This is a genomic window from Streptomyces sp. NPDC102462 (genome assembly GCF_044765425.1).
Classification (GTDB): domain Bacteria; phylum Actinomycetota; class Actinomycetes; order Streptomycetales; family Streptomycetaceae; genus Streptomyces.
Map to the genome: position 1 here is coordinate 22,738 of NZ_JBIWKB010000006.1, position 18,876 is coordinate 41,613.

The 18,876-nt window shown below is 73.2% G+C and carries 15 protein-coding genes; 7 read left to right on the top strand and 8 right to left on the bottom strand.

Annotated features, from left to right (window positions below; all coding sequences use genetic code 11):
* Window positions 1-85 precede the first annotated feature (85 nt).
* The 4 genes from ACIRFL_RS07275 to ACIRFL_RS07290 all read left to right on the top strand — a co-directional run bounded on the left by ACIRFL_RS07275 (window position 86) and on the right by ACIRFL_RS07290 (window position 4,830).
* The gene (locus ACIRFL_RS07275; RefSeq protein ID WP_404025295.1) at window positions 86-778 is read left to right on the top strand and encodes a GntR family transcriptional regulator; all 693 of its coding nucleotides are present in this window, start codon (window positions 86-88) and stop codon (window positions 776-778) included.
* On the top strand, window positions 775-3,201 hold the full coding sequence (locus ACIRFL_RS07280) for a dolichyl-phosphate beta-glucosyltransferase (protein ID WP_404024905.1): 2,427 nt from the start codon (window positions 775-777) through the stop codon (window positions 3,199-3,201). Before ACIRFL_RS07275 ends, ACIRFL_RS07280 begins: the two co-directional genes overlap by 4 nt.
* An 80-nt stretch (window positions 3,202-3,281) precedes the next feature.
* Window positions 3,282-3,932: a hypothetical protein gene (locus ACIRFL_RS07285; RefSeq protein ID WP_404024907.1), complete on the top strand. Its 651-nt coding sequence runs from the start codon at window positions 3,282-3,284 to the stop codon at window positions 3,930-3,932.
* Window positions 3,933-3,981: 49 nt separating this feature from the next.
* The gene (locus ACIRFL_RS07290) at window positions 3,982-4,830 is read left to right on the top strand and encodes a poly-gamma-glutamate hydrolase family protein (protein WP_404024910.1); all 849 of its coding nucleotides are present in this window, start codon (window positions 3,982-3,984) and stop codon (window positions 4,828-4,830) included.
* Window positions 4,831-5,139: 309 nt separating this feature from the next.
* Here ACIRFL_RS07290 and ACIRFL_RS07295 read toward each other — a convergent pair whose 3' ends face one another.
* On the bottom strand, window positions 5,140-6,423 hold the full coding sequence (locus tag ACIRFL_RS07295; protein WP_404024912.1) for an adenylosuccinate synthase: 1,284 nt from the start codon (window positions 6,421-6,423) through the stop codon (window positions 5,140-5,142).
* A 197-nt stretch (window positions 6,424-6,620) separates the two neighbouring features.
* Between ACIRFL_RS07295 and ACIRFL_RS07300 the strand changes: the two genes are divergently transcribed.
* The gene (locus tag ACIRFL_RS07300) at window positions 6,621-7,472 is read left to right on the top strand and encodes a diacylglycerol kinase (protein ID WP_404024915.1); all 852 of its coding nucleotides are present in this window, start codon (window positions 6,621-6,623) and stop codon (window positions 7,470-7,472) included.
* 312 nt (window positions 7,473-7,784) lie between these two features.
* Here the strand turns inward: ACIRFL_RS07300 and ACIRFL_RS07305 are convergent, their stop codons facing one another.
* Complete coding sequence (locus ACIRFL_RS07305) at window positions 7,785-8,294, bottom strand: GbsR/MarR family transcriptional regulator (RefSeq protein ID WP_404024916.1); 510 nt, start codon at window positions 8,292-8,294, stop codon at window positions 7,785-7,787.
* A gap of 73 nt (window positions 8,295-8,367) precedes the next feature.
* Between ACIRFL_RS07305 and ACIRFL_RS07310 the strand changes: the two genes are divergently transcribed.
* Both ACIRFL_RS07310 and ACIRFL_RS07315 read left to right on the top strand, forming a co-directional pair.
* Window positions 8,368-9,270 (top strand): ATP-binding cassette domain-containing protein, encoded by a 903-nt coding sequence (locus tag ACIRFL_RS07310; RefSeq protein WP_404024919.1) that lies wholly within the window; start codon window positions 8,368-8,370, stop codon window positions 9,268-9,270.
* 107 nt (window positions 9,271-9,377) lie between these two features.
* Window positions 9,378-10,883, top strand: coding sequence for an ABC transporter permease (locus ACIRFL_RS07315; protein ID WP_404025296.1), 1,506 nt, complete (start codon window positions 9,378-9,380; stop codon window positions 10,881-10,883).
* 523 nt (window positions 10,884-11,406) lie between these two features.
* On the opposite strand, the gene ACIRFL_RS07320 is transcribed toward ACIRFL_RS07315, so the two are convergent.
* The 6 genes from ACIRFL_RS07320 to ACIRFL_RS07345 form a co-directional block, all read right to left on the bottom strand.
* Window positions 11,407-12,624, bottom strand: coding sequence for a cytochrome P450 (locus tag ACIRFL_RS07320; protein WP_404024922.1), 1,218 nt, complete (start codon window positions 12,622-12,624; stop codon window positions 11,407-11,409).
* A 152-nt stretch (window positions 12,625-12,776) separates the two neighbouring features.
* Window positions 12,777-13,442 carry a response regulator gene (locus tag ACIRFL_RS07325; RefSeq protein ID WP_404024924.1) on the bottom strand — a complete coding sequence of 222 codons (666 nt, stop codon included), beginning with the start codon at window positions 13,440-13,442 and terminating at the stop codon, window positions 12,777-12,779.
* Entirely contained in the window at window positions 13,439-14,785 is a 1,347-nt protein-coding gene (locus ACIRFL_RS07330; RefSeq protein ID WP_404024926.1) for a sensor histidine kinase, read from the bottom strand. The genes ACIRFL_RS07325 and ACIRFL_RS07330 overlap by 4 nt, the downstream gene beginning before the upstream one ends.
* A 52-nt stretch (window positions 14,786-14,837) precedes the next feature.
* Complete coding sequence (locus ACIRFL_RS07335; protein ID WP_404024928.1) at window positions 14,838-16,163, bottom strand: acyltransferase; 1,326 nt, start codon at window positions 16,161-16,163, stop codon at window positions 14,838-14,840.
* Window positions 16,156-17,058 (bottom strand): alpha/beta hydrolase, encoded by a 903-nt coding sequence (locus tag ACIRFL_RS07340; protein ID WP_404024930.1) that lies wholly within the window; start codon window positions 17,056-17,058, stop codon window positions 16,156-16,158. The genes ACIRFL_RS07335 and ACIRFL_RS07340 overlap by 8 nt, the downstream gene beginning before the upstream one ends.
* Before the next feature lie 607 nt (window positions 17,059-17,665).
* Complete coding sequence (locus ACIRFL_RS07345; protein WP_404024933.1) at window positions 17,666-18,628, bottom strand: alpha/beta hydrolase; 963 nt, start codon at window positions 18,626-18,628, stop codon at window positions 17,666-17,668.
* Window positions 18,629-18,876 lie beyond the last annotated feature (248 nt).

Below are 18,876 nucleotides of genomic sequence, written 5' to 3' on the forward strand. Positions count from 1 at the left end.
CGGGCGCAACCCGAACGCGTAAGGTGGCGTGCTCGTAGACATAAGCGAGTACGTCACCCGCACGTGTGAGGAGAGGTCGCCGACCATGCCCGGCAACGGCGCCGTGACGCGCAGCACCCTGCGCCAGCAGATCGCGGACGCGCTGCGTGACGAAGTGCTCGCCGGCCGACTCCAGCCGGGGCGGGAATTCACGGTGAAGGAGATCGCCGAACAGTACGGCGTGTCGGCGACCCCGGTCCGGGAGGCGCTGGTCGACCTGTCCGCGCAGGGCATCCTGGAGGCCGACCAGCACCGCGGCTTCCACGTCCCTGAGTACTCGCTGACCGACTACCGGGGCATGATCGAGGCCCGCAGCCTGGTCACGGACGGCATGTTCCAGGCCCTCGCCGAGGGCCACGGCGCCTTCCAGGACCCGGCCGACCAGCGGACCGCGGCGGCCCTGACCACGGTACGGCGGCGTGGCGAGGAGGCCCGGCGTGCGGCGGGCGCCGGCGACCTGAGCGTGCTCATCGGTTACGACCTGCGTTTCTGGCGGGAGCTGAGCGCCCTGTTCGGCAACCCCTACCTCGCCGACTTCCTGCACCGGCTCCGCCTGCTGTCCTGGGTGTGCGCGGTGCAGCACCTGCGCCGCCTGCCGGACCTGCGCGGTCTGCTGTGGTCAGGCCACACCGAACTCGTCGACGCGCTGACGCGGCGGGACGCCGCCGGGGCCCGCGCGGTCGTCACCGCCTACAACACGCACTCCCTCGCCGTCATCGAGCGGCTGGCGGCCCGGTGAGCGGCCGTAGCGGGGCGGTCGACCTCACCGTGGTCGTACCCGCCTACAACGAGGAGGCGCGCCTCGGTCCCACCCTCACCGCCATCACCGGCTATCTGGGCGAGAGCGAGGGCCGCTGGGGCGAGTGGGAGGTCGTCGTCGCCGACGACGGCTCGACCGACGGCACCCGGGACGTCGTCACCCGGCTCGGACATCCTCGGATCCGGCTGGTCAGCGCCCCGCGCAACCGCGGCAAGGGCCACGCGCTGCGGCTCGGGGTCGCCGACTCGCGCGGCCGGCGGGTGCTGGTCACCGACGCCGACCTGGCCGCCCCCATCGAGGAGCTGGAGCGGCTGGACAAGGCGCTCAGCGAGGGGAACGCGGTGGCGATCGGTTCGCGTTCCGTGCCGGGCGCGGACATCGCCCACCGGCAGCACCGCATCCGCGAATGGCTCGGCCGGGCCGGCAACCTGCTGATACGCGCGACCGCGGTGCCCGGCATACGGGACACCCAGTGCGGTTTCAAACTGTTCGACGGCGAGCGGGCGCGCACGGCGTTCGCGGACTCCCGGCTCGACGGCTGGGGCATCGACGTCGAAGTGCTCCAGCGTTTCCACCGCTCGGGCTGGCCGATCGCCGAGGTCCCGGTGCGCTGGAGCCACCAGCCCGGTTCGAAGATCGGCCCGCTCGACTACGCGCGTGTGCTGGCCGACCTGGCCCGGTTGCGGGCCCGCGCGCTGCGCCCCGCCGATCTGCTGGCGGCCTTCCTGTTCCTGCTGATGGCGGTCCTCCTGTACGCGGGCCGCCTCTTCGACCCGGCCCACCGCTACCTCCCGGACTCGCTGCAGGACCAGAACCAGTGGGAGTGGTTCTTCGCGGTGACGGCCGACAACATCGCCCATCTGCGCAACCCGCTCTTCACCGACCTGCAGGGCTTCCCCGACGGCGTCAACCTGATGGCCAACACGGTCATGCTGGGCCTGTCCGTGCCGTTCGCGCCGCTCACCCTGCTGGCCGGACCGGCGGTCTCGCTGAGCGTGTGCATGGCGCTGGGGCTGGCCGCGACCGCCGCCGCCTGGTACTGGCTGATCGTGAAGCGGGTGGTGCGGCAGCGGGCCGCCGCGTTCCTCGGCGCGTCGCTGGCGGCCTTCGCCCCGCCGATGGTCAGCCACGCCAACGCGCATCCCAACTTCGTCGTCCTGTTCATGATCCCGCTGATCATCGACCGGGCCCTGCGGCTGTGCGCGGGCACCCGGGTGGTGCGGGACGGGATCGTGCTGGGCCTGATGGCGGCGTACCAGGTCTTCCTCGGCGAGGAGCCGCTGCTGCTCGCCTCGGTCGGCATGCTGCTGTTCGCGGCCGGCTACGCGGTGGTCCGCCCGGACGTGGCGCGGCTGGCCTGGCGGCCGCTGGGCAAGGGGCTGCTGATCGGCGCGGCGGTCTGTCTGCCGCTGGTCGCCTTCCCGTTGTACTGGCAGTTCGCCGGCCCGCAGAGCTACCACAGCGTCCTGCACGGCGAGAACGCGGGCAACAGCCCCCTCGCGCTGCTCGCCTTCGCCGAGCGTTCCCTGCTCGCCGGTGACGCGCAGGTCGCGGGGTCGCTCTCGCTCAACCCCACGGAGCAGAACGCCTTCTACGGCTGGCCGCTGGTCGCCCTCGCCTTCGCGATCGTCGTACGGCTGTGGGAGCGGGCCCTGGTCAAAGCGCTGGCGTTCACGGCGGTGGCCGCCGCGCTGCTGTCGCTCGGCCCGAAGATCCGCATCCCGCTCACCGACACCGTCGTGCCCGGCCCGTGGGCGGCGCTCGCCCACCGGCCGCTGTTCGAGTCGGTCATCGAGGGCCGCGTCGCGATGATCTGCGCGCCCGCGCTGGGCATCCTGCTCGCGATCGCCGTGGACCGGCTGGCCGCGACCCGCGCCGCGGCGACCCAGTACGTCGGGCTGCTCGGCGTCGCCCTGGCGCTGCTGCCGCTGGTCCCGGCGCCGCTGAAGTCCGTGCCGCGGACGCCGGTGCCGGCGTTCATCGCGGACGGGATGTGGAAGCCGTACGTCCACCCGGGTGAGTCGCTGGTCCCGGTGCCGCTGCCCGATCCCGGCGCCGCGGAGGCGCTGCACTGGCAGACCGCGGCCGGCCTCGGCTTCAGGCTGCCCGGCGGCTACTTCAACGGCCCCTACGGCGAGGACCGCATCGGCATCTACGGCGCCTCCCCCCGCTACACCTCGAACATGCTGCGCGAGGTGCGCTACAGCGGTGTCGTACCGGAGATCGGCACGAACTGGCGGGCGCAGGCCCGGCGGGACTTCGCGTACTGGAAGGCGGGCGTCCTGGTGCTCGCCCCGCAGACCAACGACGGTCCGCTGCGCGAGGCCGTGACGAAGCTGACCGGCAGGGCGGGGAAGTGGACCGGCGGCGTGTGGGTATGGGACCTGCACGAGGGGAGCTGACCCCGCGCCGCACCGACTACCCTTCCCTGACCACCTGCTGTGCGCGCCTGCGCGCCGCGTGCCGATGCGAGGAGCCCTCTTTGGCCTGTGACCTGTGGCTGGTGCCGCTCGTCGACGTGTTGTGTCACACCCCCGACAACCCGTTCGCCGAGGAACTCGCGCAATACAACAAGGTGCTCGCCGAGTCCGGACTGCCGCCGGTGCCGGTGTACCAGTACATGCCGGGCCTGTCCGGGGACGTCGCCCCGGTGGCCGGCTTCGACTACGACGCGCTGCACTTCCTGCGCCGGGCCCATCTGCTCCAGGTGTGCGGGCTTCCGGTGACTCCGGTGGACGAACTGGGCGGGGACTACGAGCAGTTGCTGGAGATGTTCGAGTCGACGGCCCAGCAGTCGCACCTGGTCTGGCACTACGACCACGCCGGCGCCTATGTCCCGGTCGACTTCCCGCAGCCGCTGTCCAACGACGAACTGCTCGCGGGCGGCGGCCCGTTGGGATCCTCGCAGGCGCTGCTGCGGGAGCTGGAGCAGGTGGCACCGGCGATCGGCATCGACCCGGCCAACCCGCCGGCCGCCCCCGAACCGCCGAGCGCGCCCACGGAACTTGAGGAGCCGGCGGTGCCCGCGCCGTACGACCCGAGCCCGTTCGCCCGCGAACGGCATGTCTGGCTCGGACTGCACGCCGCGGCCACCCGGAGCCTGGCCCAGAGCTCGATGATCGTCTTCAGCTGACGGCCAGATCCCGGGGAGCACCGGCGCGCCCTCTGTCATCATCGGCAAGGTGATCTCGACTTCCCGACGCTCCGTCCTGACCGTCCTCGCCGCCGCCGGACTCGGCACCGCGCTGCCCACCGCGCTCGGTGCCGCGCCCGCGTCCGCCGCGAGCGACCTGTACGCCTCCAACACGGACCTCTACCGCAGGCTCGCCGGGCGCGAGGGCATCGACTTCGCCCGCCGCTACCGGCGGCACGCGTACACCGACGACGACCAGGCGGGCGCGCCGGGCGCGTACGGCAGGACCGCGGTCCTCGCCCTGCACGGCGGCGGCATCGAGGGCGGCACCTCCGAACTGTGCCTGGGCATAGCGGGTTACGACCCGAAGGACCTCACCCCACGCTACGGGACGGGGGCGCCGCTGTTCGACTACTGGATGTTCGAGGGCATCAGATCCAGCGGCAACTCCGAGCTGCACGTGACGTCCACGCACTGCGACGACCGGGTGGCCCTCGCGCTCGCGGCCGGTGCCCTCAACGTGGTGAGCGTGCACGGCTGTACGGCCGCCCAGGCGGGCGCCCCCGCGTCCCGGCCCGAGGCGGTGGTGATCGGTGGCCGCAACACCGCCCTGCGCCGGTACCTCGGCGAGGCGCTGGATGCGGCGGGCGTCCAGACGATCGACGCGTCCGCCGACGACGACATCGCCGGGGTCTCGCCGGACAACATCTGCAACCGGACGCTGCTCGGCATGGGCGCGCAGCTGGAGCTGACGACCGAGCTGCGGGCGGCCATGTTCGGCACCAACACCGTCAAGGGCAGGGCCGGTTCGGTCAACGCGGAGTTCTGGAGGTTCGTGGACGCGGTACGGGCGGCGGTGGCCCGCATGGAGGCGGACCCGTCCCAGGCCATCCTCTGACCGGAGCACACGAAGCACAGGGAGCACACGGAGCACAGGCCACGCGGAGAGCACAAGGAGCACACCGAGCACACGGCGGACGCAGCGCCCCGGGGGCGCGACGGGCGGCGACGACCGCGGTGACGGCCCTCGGGAGCGCCGAGCGGGCCTCCGCCCGAGCCGACCGGCGGGGCCGTCCGGCGCTCCGTCCGCTCGCCGCCGGGAGTTGAGCACGCGGAGCACGAAGCGGCGGGGCCCCCGGACACATTCCGGGGGCCCCGCCGGCGCTCGTGACCGTCTCCTCGTCCCGTCGAGGAGCGAACGGCCCTGCTACAGGAACGAGTTGATCTGGATCGTCTCGTCGCGGCCCGGGCCCACGCCGATCGCGGAGATCGGGGCGCCGGACATCTCCTCCAGCGCCTTGACGTAGTTCTGCGCGTTCTTCGGCAGGTCGGAGAACGACTTGGCCTTGGTGATGTCCTCGGACCAGCCGGGCAGCGTCTCGTAGACGGGCTTGGCGTGGTGGAAGTCCGTCTGGGAGTACGGGAGTTCATCGACCCGGCGGCCGTCGATCTCGTAGCCGACGCAGACCGGGATCCGCTCCCAGCCGGTGAGCACGTCCAGCTTGGTGAGGAAGAAGTCGGTCAGTCCGTTGACCCGGGTCGCGTACCGCGCGATCACCGCGTCGAACCAGCCGCAGCGCCGGTCCCGGCCGGTGGTCACGCCCCGCTCGCCGCCGATCCGGCGCAGCGCCTCGCCGTCCTCGTCGAACAGCTCCGTCGGGAAGGGCCCGGCCCCGACGCGGGTCGTGTACGCCTTGAGGATGCCGATGACCCGGCTGATCTTCGTCGGGCCGACGCCGGCACCGGTGCAGGCCCCGCCCGCGGTGGGGTTGCTGGAGGTGACGAACGGATACGTTCCGTGGTCGATGTCCAGCAGCGTGCCCTGCCCGCCCTCGAAGAGGACGACCTTGTCCTGCTCCAGCGCCTGGTTGAGGACCAGCACCGTGTCCGCGACGTACGGCTTGAGCTGGGCCGCGTAGCCCAGCAGCTCCTCGACCACCTGGTCGGCGGTGATGGCACGCCGGTTGTAGAGCTTGGTCAGCATCTGGTTCTTGACGTCGAGCGCCGCCTCGACCTTCTGCTGCAGGATCGACTCGTCGTACAGGTCCTGGACCCGGATGCCGACGCGGTTGATCTTGTCGGCGTAGGTCGGGCCGATGCCGCGCCCGGTCGTGCCGATCTTCCGCTTCCCGAGGAAGCGTTCCGTCACCTTGTCGACGGTGACGTTGTACGGGGTGATGATGTGCGCGTTGCCGCTGATCAGCAGCTTGGAGGTGTCGACTCCGCGCTCGTTCAGACCGCTCAGCTCGGAGAGCAGGACCGACGGGTCGACGACGACGCCGTTGCCGATGACCGGCGTACAACCGGGCGAGAGGATTCCGGAAGGAAGGAGGTGGAGGGCATACTTCTGGTCTCCGACGACCACGGTGTGGCCGGCGTTGTTGCCGCCCTGGTACCGGACGACGTAATCCACCGAGCCACCGAGCAGGTCGGTGGCCTTCCCCTTGCCCTCGTCACCCCACTGAGCACCGAGCAGCACAAGTGCGGGCACGCGCGTACACCCCTTCCGGGCGGGGCATGTCCAAGGTCAGGGGCGTACGCGTAGGGTTCACCGCCACGTACCACCGCGACCGCCGTTGGCCGCACAACCGTCGGACCGGATGCCCCGGAATAGACGAAGCCCCTGGCGCAATAGCGCAAGGGGCTCTTGCACAAAGATGCTACCCGAGGAAGCGAGGCAGGACCGAGGTGGCGACTTTCGCGACGCCCGATCAGCTGCTGGTGATCATCGATCCGGTTGCCCGGCGGACCGACGGAGAATCCGTTCGCATCGCGAAAGACGTGCTCAGCGCGGGTGCGACCACCAAGGTGTGCCTGCCGGACGGTCCGGAGGAGTTCGCCCGGGCGCTGACGCGCCGCGGGTCGCGCCGGCCGGTGGTGGTCGGCGACGACCGCGCGCTGGTGCGGGCGGTGTCCCTGCTGCACCGGCAGCGAGAGCTGGCCGGATGCGTGCTGTCCATGGTGCCGGTGGGGGGCGCGCTGGCGCTGGCCGAGACGCTGGGGGTGCCGACCGGTGCGGTGGCCGCCGCCCGGGCGGTGCTCGACGGCTCGGAGCGCCGCCTGGACCTGCTGGTGGACGACAGCGACGGGGTGGTGCTGGGCGCCCTGCGGATTCCGCCGCTCGCGCCCCGCGAGGACCGGCCGGCGGAGCCGGTGGGTGCCACCGCCGTTTCGGGGCGTCCTTGGCTGCGCTCGACGTACCGGTCGCTGGTGCGGACCCTGGCGCCCCGGCCGTCCCGGCTCGCCCCGGCCCCGCCCGGCCCCGCCCGGCTGCGGGTGGAGGTCGACGGGGCGACGCTCATCGACCTGGACCAGCCGGTGGAGGCGGTGTCGGTGACGCCGGGCACCGCCGGGCAGGCCGAGGTGGAGGTGCGGCCGGTGTCGGTGGGCGCGGAGGCGTCCGCGCTGCGGGTGTCGGGACGCACAGTGACGGTGACCGGGGCGGACTTCCGCTACCACACGGACGCGGGCGTCACGGGCCCGGTCCGCCGCCGCACCTGGACCCTCCGGGAACAGGCCTGGACCCTGACCCTCCCATAGCCCGGGCCCACACCCCAAAGGGCCGCAGGGAACTACGCGCCCAGCCACCACGCACCCGCACACGAACACCGACACACCACGGTCGGCCCAACCGCATCCACCCCGCCCCGGCCGCGCCCCAAAGGGCCGCGAGGAACTACGCGCCCAGCCACCACGCACCCGCACACGAACACCGACACACCACGGTCGGCCCAACCGCATCCACCGCGCCCCGGCCGCGCCCCAAAGGGGCGCGGGGAACTGCGCGCCCAGCCACCACGCGCCCGCACACGAACGCCGACGCAACCCCGGCCGAGCCAGCGGAGCGCCCCGTCAGTCGGCGGAGCGGGCCCTCGGGTACAGGCGCTCGCGGTGCAGTCGCCAGCGTTCCATCATGCCCGCCACGTCCTGTTCGATGAACTCGAAGAAGGCAAGGGTCTCCGCCAGCCGGCGGCCCGCCGGGGTCGTGGCGCCCAGGCTCGCCACACCGTCCCGCAGGGCGTCCTCCCAGCGCTTGATGATCGCCTCGCGGCTGGTGAGCGCCTGGTACCACTGGTCGTTGTGCACCCGGTACCGCTCCCGCCGCGAGCCGGGTTCCCGCTCGCGGGAGACCAGGAGCACCTGGGCCAGATAGCGCACCGCGCCGGAGACGGCCGCGGGGCTGATCCTGAGCTGTTCCCCCAGTTCCGCGGAGGTCAGCGTGCCGGTGTCGGAGGCGAGCAGCGCGGCGAACACCCGGGACGGCATGCGCGGCACGCCCGCCTCGACGAGTTGCGCCGCGAAGGACTCCACGAACCGCGAGACCGCCTCCGGGTCCCGCCCCACCGCCGCTGACTCCGCCATACCGTCACCCTACCCGCGGTTTATACGCTTCCTTAACTTCACAATTTTCTGAATGAAGCGTACGTTCCGAATCATGACGAAGGCAATCACGGTCTCGGGGCTCCACAAGTCCTTCGGCCGCACCCACGCGCTGGACGGCCTCGACCTGGAGGTCGAGACCGGCGAGGTGCACGGCTTCCTCGGCCCCAACGGCGCCGGCAAGTCGACCACCATCAGGGTCCTGCTCGGCCTGCTGCGGGCCGACTCGGGCGCCGCACAGGTACTCGGCCGCGACCCGTGGACGGACGCCGTCGAGGTGCACCGGCGCATCGCCTACGTGCCCGGAGACGTCACCCTGTGGCGCAACCTCTCCGGCGGCGAGGTCATCGACCTCTACGGCCGCCTGCGCGGAGGGCTCGATCCACGGCGCCGCACGGAACTGATCGAACGCTTCGAACTGGACCCCACCAAGAAGGGCCGCACCTACTCCAAGGGCAACCGGCAGAAGGTCGCCCTGGTCGCCGCCTTCGCCTCGGACATCGACCTGCTGATCCTGGACGAACCGACGTCCGGCCTCGACCCGCTGATGGAGGCGGTCTTCCAGCGCTGCGTCGAGGAGGAACGCGACCGGGGCCGCACGATCCTGCTGTCCTCGCACATCCTCAGCGAGGTGGAGGAGCTGTGCGACCGGGTGAGCATCATCCGCAAGGGCCGCACGGTCGAGACCGGCTCCCTGGCCGACCTGCGCCATCTGACCCGGACCAGCGTCAGTGCCGAACTCGCGGGCCCACCGAACGGGCTCGCGGGCCTGCCCGGCGTCCACGACCTCGACGTCCAGGGCCGCCGCGTCCGCCTCCAGGTCGACACGGACAAGCTGAACGAGGTCCTGCGCTCGCTGAGCGAGTCCGGCGTGCGCTCGCTGACCTCGACCCCGCCGACGCTGGAGGAAATGTTCCTTCGGCACTACGAAACCGAGACCGACGAGGTGGCACGGTGAGCGCCGGCACCCTCTCCCCGCACGCCCGCGACGCCCGGACCGGCGGCTCCCGCCACCTGGCCGGCACCGGCGTGCTGCTGCGCTTCGCGCTGCGCCGCGACCGCGTGATGATCCCGGTGTGGGTCGCGGTGAACGCGCTGATGGTCCTGTCCATGCCGAAGTCGCTGACGAGCCTGTACGGCACCGCCGCCGCACGCGCCGACCTGCTCCGCCAGATGGACACCAACCCCTCCCTGCGCGCGCTCATCGGCCCGGTCTTCGACGACTCGCTGGGCGCCCTGACGGCCTGGCGCGTCGGCATCTACGCGGGCGCGCTCGCCGCGGTGACCAGCCTGCTCGTCGTGGTCCGGCACACCCGCGACGAGGAGGAGAGCGGTCGGCAGGAACTCGTCTCGTCCGGCATGGTCGGCCGCCGTGCCCCGCTGACCGCGGGCCTGCTGGCCGCGGTCGTCGCCAACGCGGTACTGGCGCTGCTGCTCGTCGCCGGCCTGGCCGGACACGGCGGCTTCGGGGCGCTCGCCCTCGGCCTGGGCATCGCCGGCGTCGGCATGGTCTTCGCGACGGCCGCGGCGATCGTGGTCCAGCTCACGGAGAGCGCACGGCTGGCCCGCGGTCTGACCGCGGCCGTGCTCGGCGCCGCCTTCGTGCTGCGCGCGGCCGGCGACTCGGCGTCCTCCGACGGCTCCTCCGTCCTGACCTGGCTGTCCCCGCTCGGCTGGCTGGAGAACCTGCGGTCCTTCGCCGACGAACGCTGGTGGGTCCTGCTGCTGTTCGCCGCGGCCGTGGCCGCGCAGGCGGCCGTCGCCTACGTGCTCGCCGGCCGCCGCGACACCGGCATGAGCTTCCTGCCGACCCTGCCGGGACCGGCCCGGGGTCGGCTCGGCTCGGCCGGCGCGCTGGCCTGGCGGCTCCAGCGGGGCAGCGTCCTCGGCTGGTCGATCGGCTTCTTCCTGGCCGGCGTGGTCTACGGCGGGATGACCGACGGCGCGGCCGACCTGGTCCGCGACAACAAACAGGCCCGGGACCTGTTCGAGCGCATGGGCGGCCAGTCCGGGATCACCGACGCCTTCCTCGCCTCGATGGTCGGGATCATGGGTCTCGTCGCCGCCCTGTACGTCGTCTCGTCCGTCCTGCGGCTGTACGGCGAGGAGACCGCCGGCCGGGCGGAGCCCGTGCTGGCCGGGGCGGTGGGCCGGCTGCGCTGGGCCGCGGGCCACCTGGCGATCGCCTTCGGCGGGGTGGCGCTGCTCATGCTCCTGACCGCCCTGGGCTTCGCCGCCGGATACGGCAGGCAGGTCGGCCCGATCCTCGGGGCGTGCCTGGTGCAGGTGCCCGCCGTCTGGGTGGTGGGCGGCCTGGCGGTCCTCGTGTACGGCGTGCTGCCGCGCGGCGCGATGGTGGCCTGGGGGGTCGCCGGTGCGGTGCTGCTGATCGGCTGGGTCGGTCCCGCGCTGGACGTTCCGCAGGTGGTGCTCGACCTGTCACCGTTCGGCCATCTGCCCAAGCTGCCGGGCAGCCCGATGCGGTGGGGCCCCGTGCTTGTCCTCCTGTCGCTGGCCGTGGCCCTGGTCGGGGCCGGGCTCACGGGCCTGCGGCGACGGGACCTGACGTAGCGCTGCGCTTGCGTCGGCCGGATGGTCGCCGTGGCGCGGCAGGCCGGCTGCCGGGTGCGGCGGTGTTGTGGCTGAGCGCGCAGTTCCCCGCGCCCCTTCAGGGCGGACGCCCGCCGTGGCGCGGTGCGCCGGTGGGCGGGTGCGGCAGTGTCGTGGCTGAGCGCGCAGTTCCCCGCGCCCCTTCCGGGCGGACGCCCGCCGTGGCGCGGTACGCCGGTGGGCGGGTGCGGCAGTGTCGTGGCCGAGCGCGCAGTTCCCCGCGCCCCTTCAGGGCGCCTGGCCCGCCCCGTGCCAACCCGCCCGGGCGGGCACCCGCCGTGGCACGGTACGTCGGACGCCGGGTGCGGCAGGCTTCTGGCTGAGCGCGCAGTTCCCCGCGCCCCTTCAGGGCGCCTGGCCCGCCCCGTGCCATCCCGCACAGGGCGGACGCCCGCCGTGGCGCGGTGCACCGGACGCCGAGTGCGGCAGGCTTGTGGCCGAGCGCGCAGTTCCCCGCGCCCCCAGGCGGGTTCCGTTCGCGGGGTCAGATTGTGACGGGGAGTGCTTTTAGGCCGCGGATTACGAAGTTTGGTTTTTGTTCGGGGGGTTGGGCCAGGGTGAGGGTCGGGGCCTGCTTCAGTAGGGCGGTCATAGAGGCTGCCAGTTCGATCCGGGCCAGCGGGGCGCCGATGCAGTAGTGGATGCCGGCGCTGAAAGAGATGTGCGGGTTGTCGGCGCGGGTGAGGTCCAGTCGGTCGGGGGCAGCGAAGACGGCCGGGTCGTGGTTGGCGGAACCGAAGAGCAGGGCGATCTCCGCGCCCCTCGGGATCGTCGTGCCGTCGATCTCGATCTCGTCCAGCACCCAGCGCTCGAAGAGCTGGAGCGGGGTGTCGTAGCGCATCAGCTCCTCCACCGCGGACGGCACGAGGGAGCGGTCGGCGCGGAGCGCGGCCAACTGGTCCGGGTTGCGGAACAGCGCCCACCAGCCGTTCACCGTGGCGTTGACCGTCGCCTCGTGGCCGGCGTTCAGCAGCAGGACCGCCGTCGAGATCATCTCCTGCTCGGTCAGCCGGTCACCCTCGTCATGGGCCGCGATCAGCCCGGAGATCAGATCCTCGCCCGGCTCCTCGCGGCGGTGGGCGATCAGCTCCCGCAGATACTCCGAGAACTCGACCGACGCCCGCACCGCCCTCGCCGCCGTCTCCTCGGACGGGTTCAGCTCGTACATGCCGCAGATGTCCGCCGACCAGGGCCGCAGCCGTGCCCGGTCCGACTCCGGGATGCCCAGCATCTCGGCGATCACCGCGACCGGCAGCGGCTCCGCGACGTCCGCCAGCAGATCGCCGCCGCCCGCTGCCACCAGCGCCCCGACCAGTTCGTCGGCCAGCGCGTGCACGTACGGCTTCAGCCGCTCCACCGTCCGCGGCGTGAACGCCTTCGACACCAGCCGCCGGATCCGGGTGTGGTCCGGCGGCTCCAGGTCCAGCATCCCGTGGTCGTTCAGCGTGTGGAACGGCTCCTGCTCCGGCGGCGGGACCGTACGCCCGAACTCCTCGTGCGTGAACCGGTGCTGATACGTCCGGCCGAGCCGCCGGTCCCGCAGCAGCGCCGAGACGTCCGCGTGATGCGGGACCAGCCACTGGTTGGTGGGCTCGAAGTAGTGCACCCGGCCCCTTTCCCGCAGCTCGGCGTAGGCCGGATAGGGGTCGGCGACGAACGCCTGGTCCCAGGGATCGAAAGCGAGGTCCGAAACAGCAGCCATGAACGGACGCTAGCCCGCCCACCACCGCCCTGACCAGGGGTGGCGGAGGCATGGCCGGTGACCGAAGGCGTGAATCCCCACTGCCGACGGGCACGAGACCGGTGACGGGGAGCGCGGACCGGCGGCCGGCCGGGGCCATGGGGGGGGACGCGTCAGCCCGGAGTGACCAGGCGGGCCTCGTAGGCGAACACCGCCGCCTGTGTCCGGTCCCGCAGCCCCAGTTTCACCAGGATCCTGCTGACGTGCGTCTTGATCGTCGACTCGGCCACCACCAGACGCTCGGCTATCTCCGCGTTGGACAGGCCCTGGGCTATGAGGACCAGCACCTCCGTCTCCCGTTCCGTGAGATCGCCGTATGCCGCCTGCGCGGTCGGGGTCAGGCGCGGGCCGTCGGACAGCTTGGAGAACTCCGTGATCAGCCGCTTGGTGACGGAGGGGGCGAGCAGCGCCTCGCCGGCGGCCACCACCCGTACGCCGTCCGCCAGTTGCCGGGCGGAGGCGTCCTTGAGCAGGAAGCCCGAGGCGCCCGCGCGCAACGCCTCGTAGACATACTCGTCCAGGTCGAACGTGGTCAGTACCAGCACCTTCGCCGTACCGTCCGCGGCGACGATCTCGCGCGTCGCCTCGATGCCGTTCATCTCGGGCATCCGGATGTCCATCAGCACCACGTCGGGGGCGAGTTCCCGAACCCGCTCTACCGCCTCGCGCCCATGGACGGCCTCGCCGACGACCTCGATGTCCGGCATCGCGTTGAGCAGGACCGAGAAGCCCTCACGCACCATCATCTGGTCGTCCGCGATCAGTACGCGGATCGTCATGCCTCACCTTCACTCACCGTGGCGACCGGCAGGAACACCGTCACCTCGTACCCCCCGTCGACCGGGCCCGCTGTCATCTCGCCGTCCAGCATCGAGACACGCTCCCGCATGCCGGTGATGCCGTGCCCGGCACCGGGCGAGGGATTCACCAGAGCCGTCGCGGGCGGCGGGCCGTTGACTATGCGCAGGCCCAGCCCGCCGAGGACATAGCCGATCTCGACCCGCGCGCTCGCCCCCGGCGCGTGCCGCAGGGTGTTGCTCAGCGCCTCCTGGACGATCCGGTACGCCGAAAGCTCCACGCCCTGCGGGAGTTCGCGCACCGCGCCGGTCACCGCCTTTTCGACGTCCAGCCCCGCCTCCCGCACGTTCGCCAGGAGCGCGTCCAGGTCGGCGAGCGTGGGCTGCGGGGTCTCGGGCGCCTCGTAGTCCTCCGCGCGGACCACTCCGAGGACCCGGCGCAGCTCGGTCAGCGCCGCCACGGCGTTCTCCCGGATCGTGGCGAATGCCTTCTCCAGCTCGGGCGGCGGGTTCTCCACCCGGTAGGGGGCGGCCTCCGCCTGGATGGCGACCACCGACATGTGGTGGGCGACCACGTCGTGCAGTTCGCGGGCGATGGTGGTGCGCTCCTCCAACAGGGTGCGGCGGGAACGCTCGTGCGCGGTCACCGTCTGCTGGGCGGTCACCTCCTGCTCGGCGTCGCGGCGTATGTGCCAGACGGTGACGGCGAGCAGGAGCAGCGCGGACAGGAGCATCATGGGGCCGATGTTCGGGCTGTAGCCGCCGCTGAGGACGGTGCCGGCCACAAAGCCGTAGCACCCCGTCGTCAGCCACATCCAGGCCGCGGTGCGGGGGCGGGTGCGGATCGCCACCACCGTGAGCACCGTCAGATGGGCGAGGAAGCTGCCCGGCAGCCAGGGCCAATCGCCCCAGTTCGGGCTGAGGACGGCCACCACGGCGGACGCCGGGAACGACAGCCAGAACGCTCCGACGGGCCGGACCAGTGTCAGCAGGACCGGGCCCAGGGTGAGCAGGGCGCACAGCAGGCCCGAGAGGCCGCCGCCGCAGTACCCGAGGGAGATGAGCATCGCCAGTCCGCCCACCGCGGCCACCACCGCGTGCGGGGCCCAGGACGCGTACTCCCGCATACGGCCGGAGAGCCGTCGGGTGATCGGGCCGTCGACGCTCATGCGGGCCAGCGGACGGTAGGCGAAGGCGTCGTGGAACAGGTCCTGTCGCAGCCCGCGCAGGGCGTCCATCGCCGCCCGGGCCTCCGGGCTGCGCGGCTTGTACGCGTCGTACCGGCCGTCCGCCGGTGTGGTCTGCGTGTGCGTCGTCTCGGTCACGTACAAAACCGTAGGCCGGGCCGGGGCCCGGGGGCGTCACCTGTGAGAGGGGTCATTCGGGGTCCGTCTCAGGTACTACGAGCACCCCTGCGACCGACGGGCGGGGCGGACACCGGGCAGGCGGGAGCCGGTTCAGTGGGCCCCGGGGCGGACCAGGCCCGTCTCGTAGGCGAACACCCGCCTCGGATTCGGGGCGGCGGGGACGGTGCCCGCGGATCACCCGGGAGGGGCGCGGCGGGGATCGGCGACTCCCCTGTTCGTGGGACCGGAAGGCCGACCAGCACACGGCCAGGGCCAGGGCGAAGACCGGGAGCCAGCCGAGGCGGGCCGCGACCCAGGCCAGGTCGTCGGGGGCGGTGTGCAGACCGGGCAGCCGGCCCGCCGGCAGCAGCACGGCCGTCGTCGCCATGAGCGCCGTCTGGTGCCAGAGGAAGATGGTCATCGCGGAGAGGTTGACCAGGGCCACGGCCGCCCAGGCGGCGGGGCGGCGCAGTGCGCGGCGCAACGGGTCGCGCAGCAGCAGGGCGAGCCCGCACTGGGCGAGGCCGAAGGTGACCGCCGCCAGGGTCGGCGGGTTCAGGTTGGAGACCGGCTCGCCGGGGACGCCCACCATCGACGCCGGGTATCCGGCCCACGCGACCAGTGCGGCCGTGGCCGCCGCGCCGCCGGCGAACAGCACCAGCCCCGCGCGGCGGCCCTCCAGTTCGCCGCGCGTCCAGGCCACGCCCAGGGTGTAGGGCACCAGCCAGCCGGCCGCCAGATTCACCCAGCCGAGCCAGCACGGGGCGCCGTCCAGGCCGAAGCGGAACAGGTCCACATGGAGGACGACGGCCAGCGGCCACAGCGGACTGAGCCGGGCCACGAGAGGCGTCACCACCGTCAGGGCGGCGAAGACCAGCAGGAACCACAGCGGGGACAGGGCGAGCTTCACCAGCGTGCGGACCGTGTCGAACGGCGCGTCCAGCAGGAGCAGGGCCGTCGCCGCCACCGCCCAGAGGACCGCGACGGCGATCACCGGCCGGAACAGCCGGGACAGCCGGCCGCGCAGCCACCGGCCGTATGTCGTGCCGCGGGCCCGGGCCAGCGCGTGGCTCCGGGTCGCCACATGGCCGCCCACCAGGAAGAAGACGGCGAGGCCCTGGAAGACCCAGGAAATGGGGGCGAGCCAGGGCAGGTGCCGAAGCGGGCTCGCCGCGTGCAGCGCGCCGCCGTCCGCCACCAGCGCCGTGACCAGCCAGTGGCCCAGGACGACACCGAGGATCGCGAAGGCCCGCAGGGCGTCGACCGCCCGGTCCCGGGTGGCGGGCGTGGCCGCGTCCACACGGAGGGCGCCCTCGCGCAGGCCCTTCAGCGCGGTCGGCAGGAGGCCGTCACGCATGGCTCACCTCCGGCGTCTCGCCGAGGGCGATCCGGGCCAGGTTGGCCAGCGCGGTCGAGCCCGGTGTGAAGTAGCCGCTGTGGTCGGCGTCGGCGGCGTCGAAGACACGGGCGCCGAAGCCCGGGGAGACCGGATCGGTGCCGAAGCCGACGGTGGTGCCGAACAGCTCCGCCCTGACGTGCGGCACGTCGGCCACCCAGTCGCCGGAGCCGCGCGCCGCCCAGACCCGGGCGGGGGTGTGCAGCGCCGCGGCCGAGTCGGCGCCCGTGCCGGGGCTGCCGACGAGCGCGAGCGCGTCGACGTCCAGGCCCGCGGCGGCCCGGCCGCAGACCACCGAGCCGTACGAGTGGCACACCACGGTGAGGTGCGCCCGGCCTCCGGTGACCCGCCGCACGTCCTCGACCAGCGCGCGCAGCCGGGGTGCGGCCTCCTCGGCGCGGCCGGTGGTCAGGACCGTGGTGCTGACCGTGCCCGGAGTGTCGTAGCCCAGCCAGGCGAGGACGGCCGGGTGGCTGCCCGGAGCGCCGCGGGCCAGCGCGCCGTACAGGGCCGCCGCGGCCCGGTGGAAGCGGTCGTAGGTGTCTATCGAGGTGTCGGAGCCGGGGACCAGGACCGCCACGCGGTCGGCGTGGGCGAGATCCCCGAAGACTTCCGTGGCCCGGCCGGAGCCGCGGCCGTCGAAGGCGAGGAACCGGCGGGTGGGAGCGGCTGTCGCGCGATCCGCGGCGGCGCGGCGGCGGTCGCCGTGAGCGGCGGCCATGCGGGCGGCTTGCGCGGCGTTGGCCCGGTTCGCCGCGTACGCCTCGGACAGCGTCCGTGCCGTGAGCGGGGCGAGCGAGGCGGGGGCCGGTGCGGGGACCTCCGGTCGGGCGGCGGCGGAGAGCGGGACCACCACGGCGGCGGTGATCAGCGCGGCGAGCAGGGCCCGTACCCACCTGGCCCCGCGATGTCCTCGCGCTCTCCACCACCCGGCACCGCCCGGCCTGCCGACACCTTGCCCGGCACCGCCGGACGCCTCCACGCTCCGCCCGACGGCAACGGAGGCCGCGGACCCGGAGTCTGCGGAGGCTGCGCCAGGGGAGCCCGGCGCATCGGAAAACGGTCCGGCGTCACCCGCGGCGCCCTGCTCGGCGCCACGCGAAGCCACGGCACCCTGCGCGGCGGCGTCCGATACGACAAGGTCCGCAACAGCGACGTCCACCGCGAGCGCCGGCAACGCAAGGTCCGGCACCGCACCGTCCGGCACGGTGCCGTCCGGACCGGTCCGGTCGCGTTCGTCCACGGCCGGTCCCGGCCCATGCCCCGTCATCGTCTTCCTCCCCGTCCGCCCGGCCGTCGGGCGTTCTGACAAGGAAGTTAGAAATCGGGACCCGTCGTTCGCGTCCCGCCAGAGAGCTCTTCTCCGCCGTAGCTCTCAGGTATTACGGGTAGGGGCGGGGAACCCCCTGAGGGGCGGGAAACCCCCCGGGGGGCGGGGAACCCCTGAGCAGCCGGGGCCCATGTCACCACGCCAGCTGCGCGATCTCCTCCGCCACCACAGCGCACGCGTCCGCCGAGGGGTCGATCAGCGGGAAGTGCCCCACGTCCTCCAGGAGCGTCAGACCCACCACCTCGCCCGCCTTGGCCGCCGCCTCCGCGTACGCCTCGGCCACCGCCTGCGGCACGTCCACGTCCGCGCGGCCCTGGACGAGTGTCGTCGCGATGCCCGTGGGCAGCAGCAGGGCCGGGTCGGCGTACGGCCTGCGCGCCGTGAACCCGTCCTGACCGCCCAGCAGTTGCAGCACCGCGTCCTCGCAGACGGCCAGCTTCCGCGCCACCTCGAAGTCCGCGATCGGGGCGAGGGCGACCACTCCGCGCAGCGCGGCGGGCCGGTCCGTGCGCCAGGGGGAATCCGCGGGCAGCACATGGCGGGCCGCGGCCCACAGGGCCAGGTGGCCGCCCGCCGAGTGGCCGGTGAGCACCGTGCGGCGCAGGTCGCCCTGAGGAAGCGCCCCGCGGGCCAGCTCGGGCAGGGCGTCCAGCGCGGCGGCGATGTCGTCGAAGGTGTCCGGCCAGCGCCCCGCGACCGGGCCCGCGCCACCGCCGACCGATGCGGCGCCTTCTACAGCCGGAGCGGCGTCTCCTCCGGCCGGCGCGGCGCCCCCTTCGGCCGACGCGGCGTCTCCTCCAGCCGGGGCGGGGCCGCCGCGCCGGTACTCCACGTTGGCGACGGCGAAGCCGCGCCGGGCCAGGAAGTCCGCGAACGGCGTGACGTGCCGCCGGTCGTACGGCGCGCGCCAGGCCCCTCCGTGCAGGACGACGACCAGCGGGGCGCCCGGCGACGAGGGCTCCGTGCCGCGCGGGCCGTAGAAGTCGATCACCTGGTCGGGGTGGTCGCCGTACGCTGCTGTGGCGTCGGGATCGACGGGCGGGTGCGAGAAGGCCGACTCCTCTTCGGCAGCGGCCCGGGCTGCGGCGTCCGGCATGCTCCAACCTCTCAGCGACGTAACGGGTTTGGCGGACCAGGGGAGTTGGCAGCCGTTGGCGGGGACGGTATCAGGCCAGTGACGTGCGCGGACACGCGGATGTCACGCTCGGTGAGGGGCAAAGCGGTGCCGTACGGCGTGAGCCGGGCAACCGGCGCGAACCGGTCGCCCGAAAGCCGAAACGTCCATGGGCGAGGCCCGGTTGGGTCCCGTGGTGAGCGGAACCCTGTTGCCGGGCGTACCCCCCG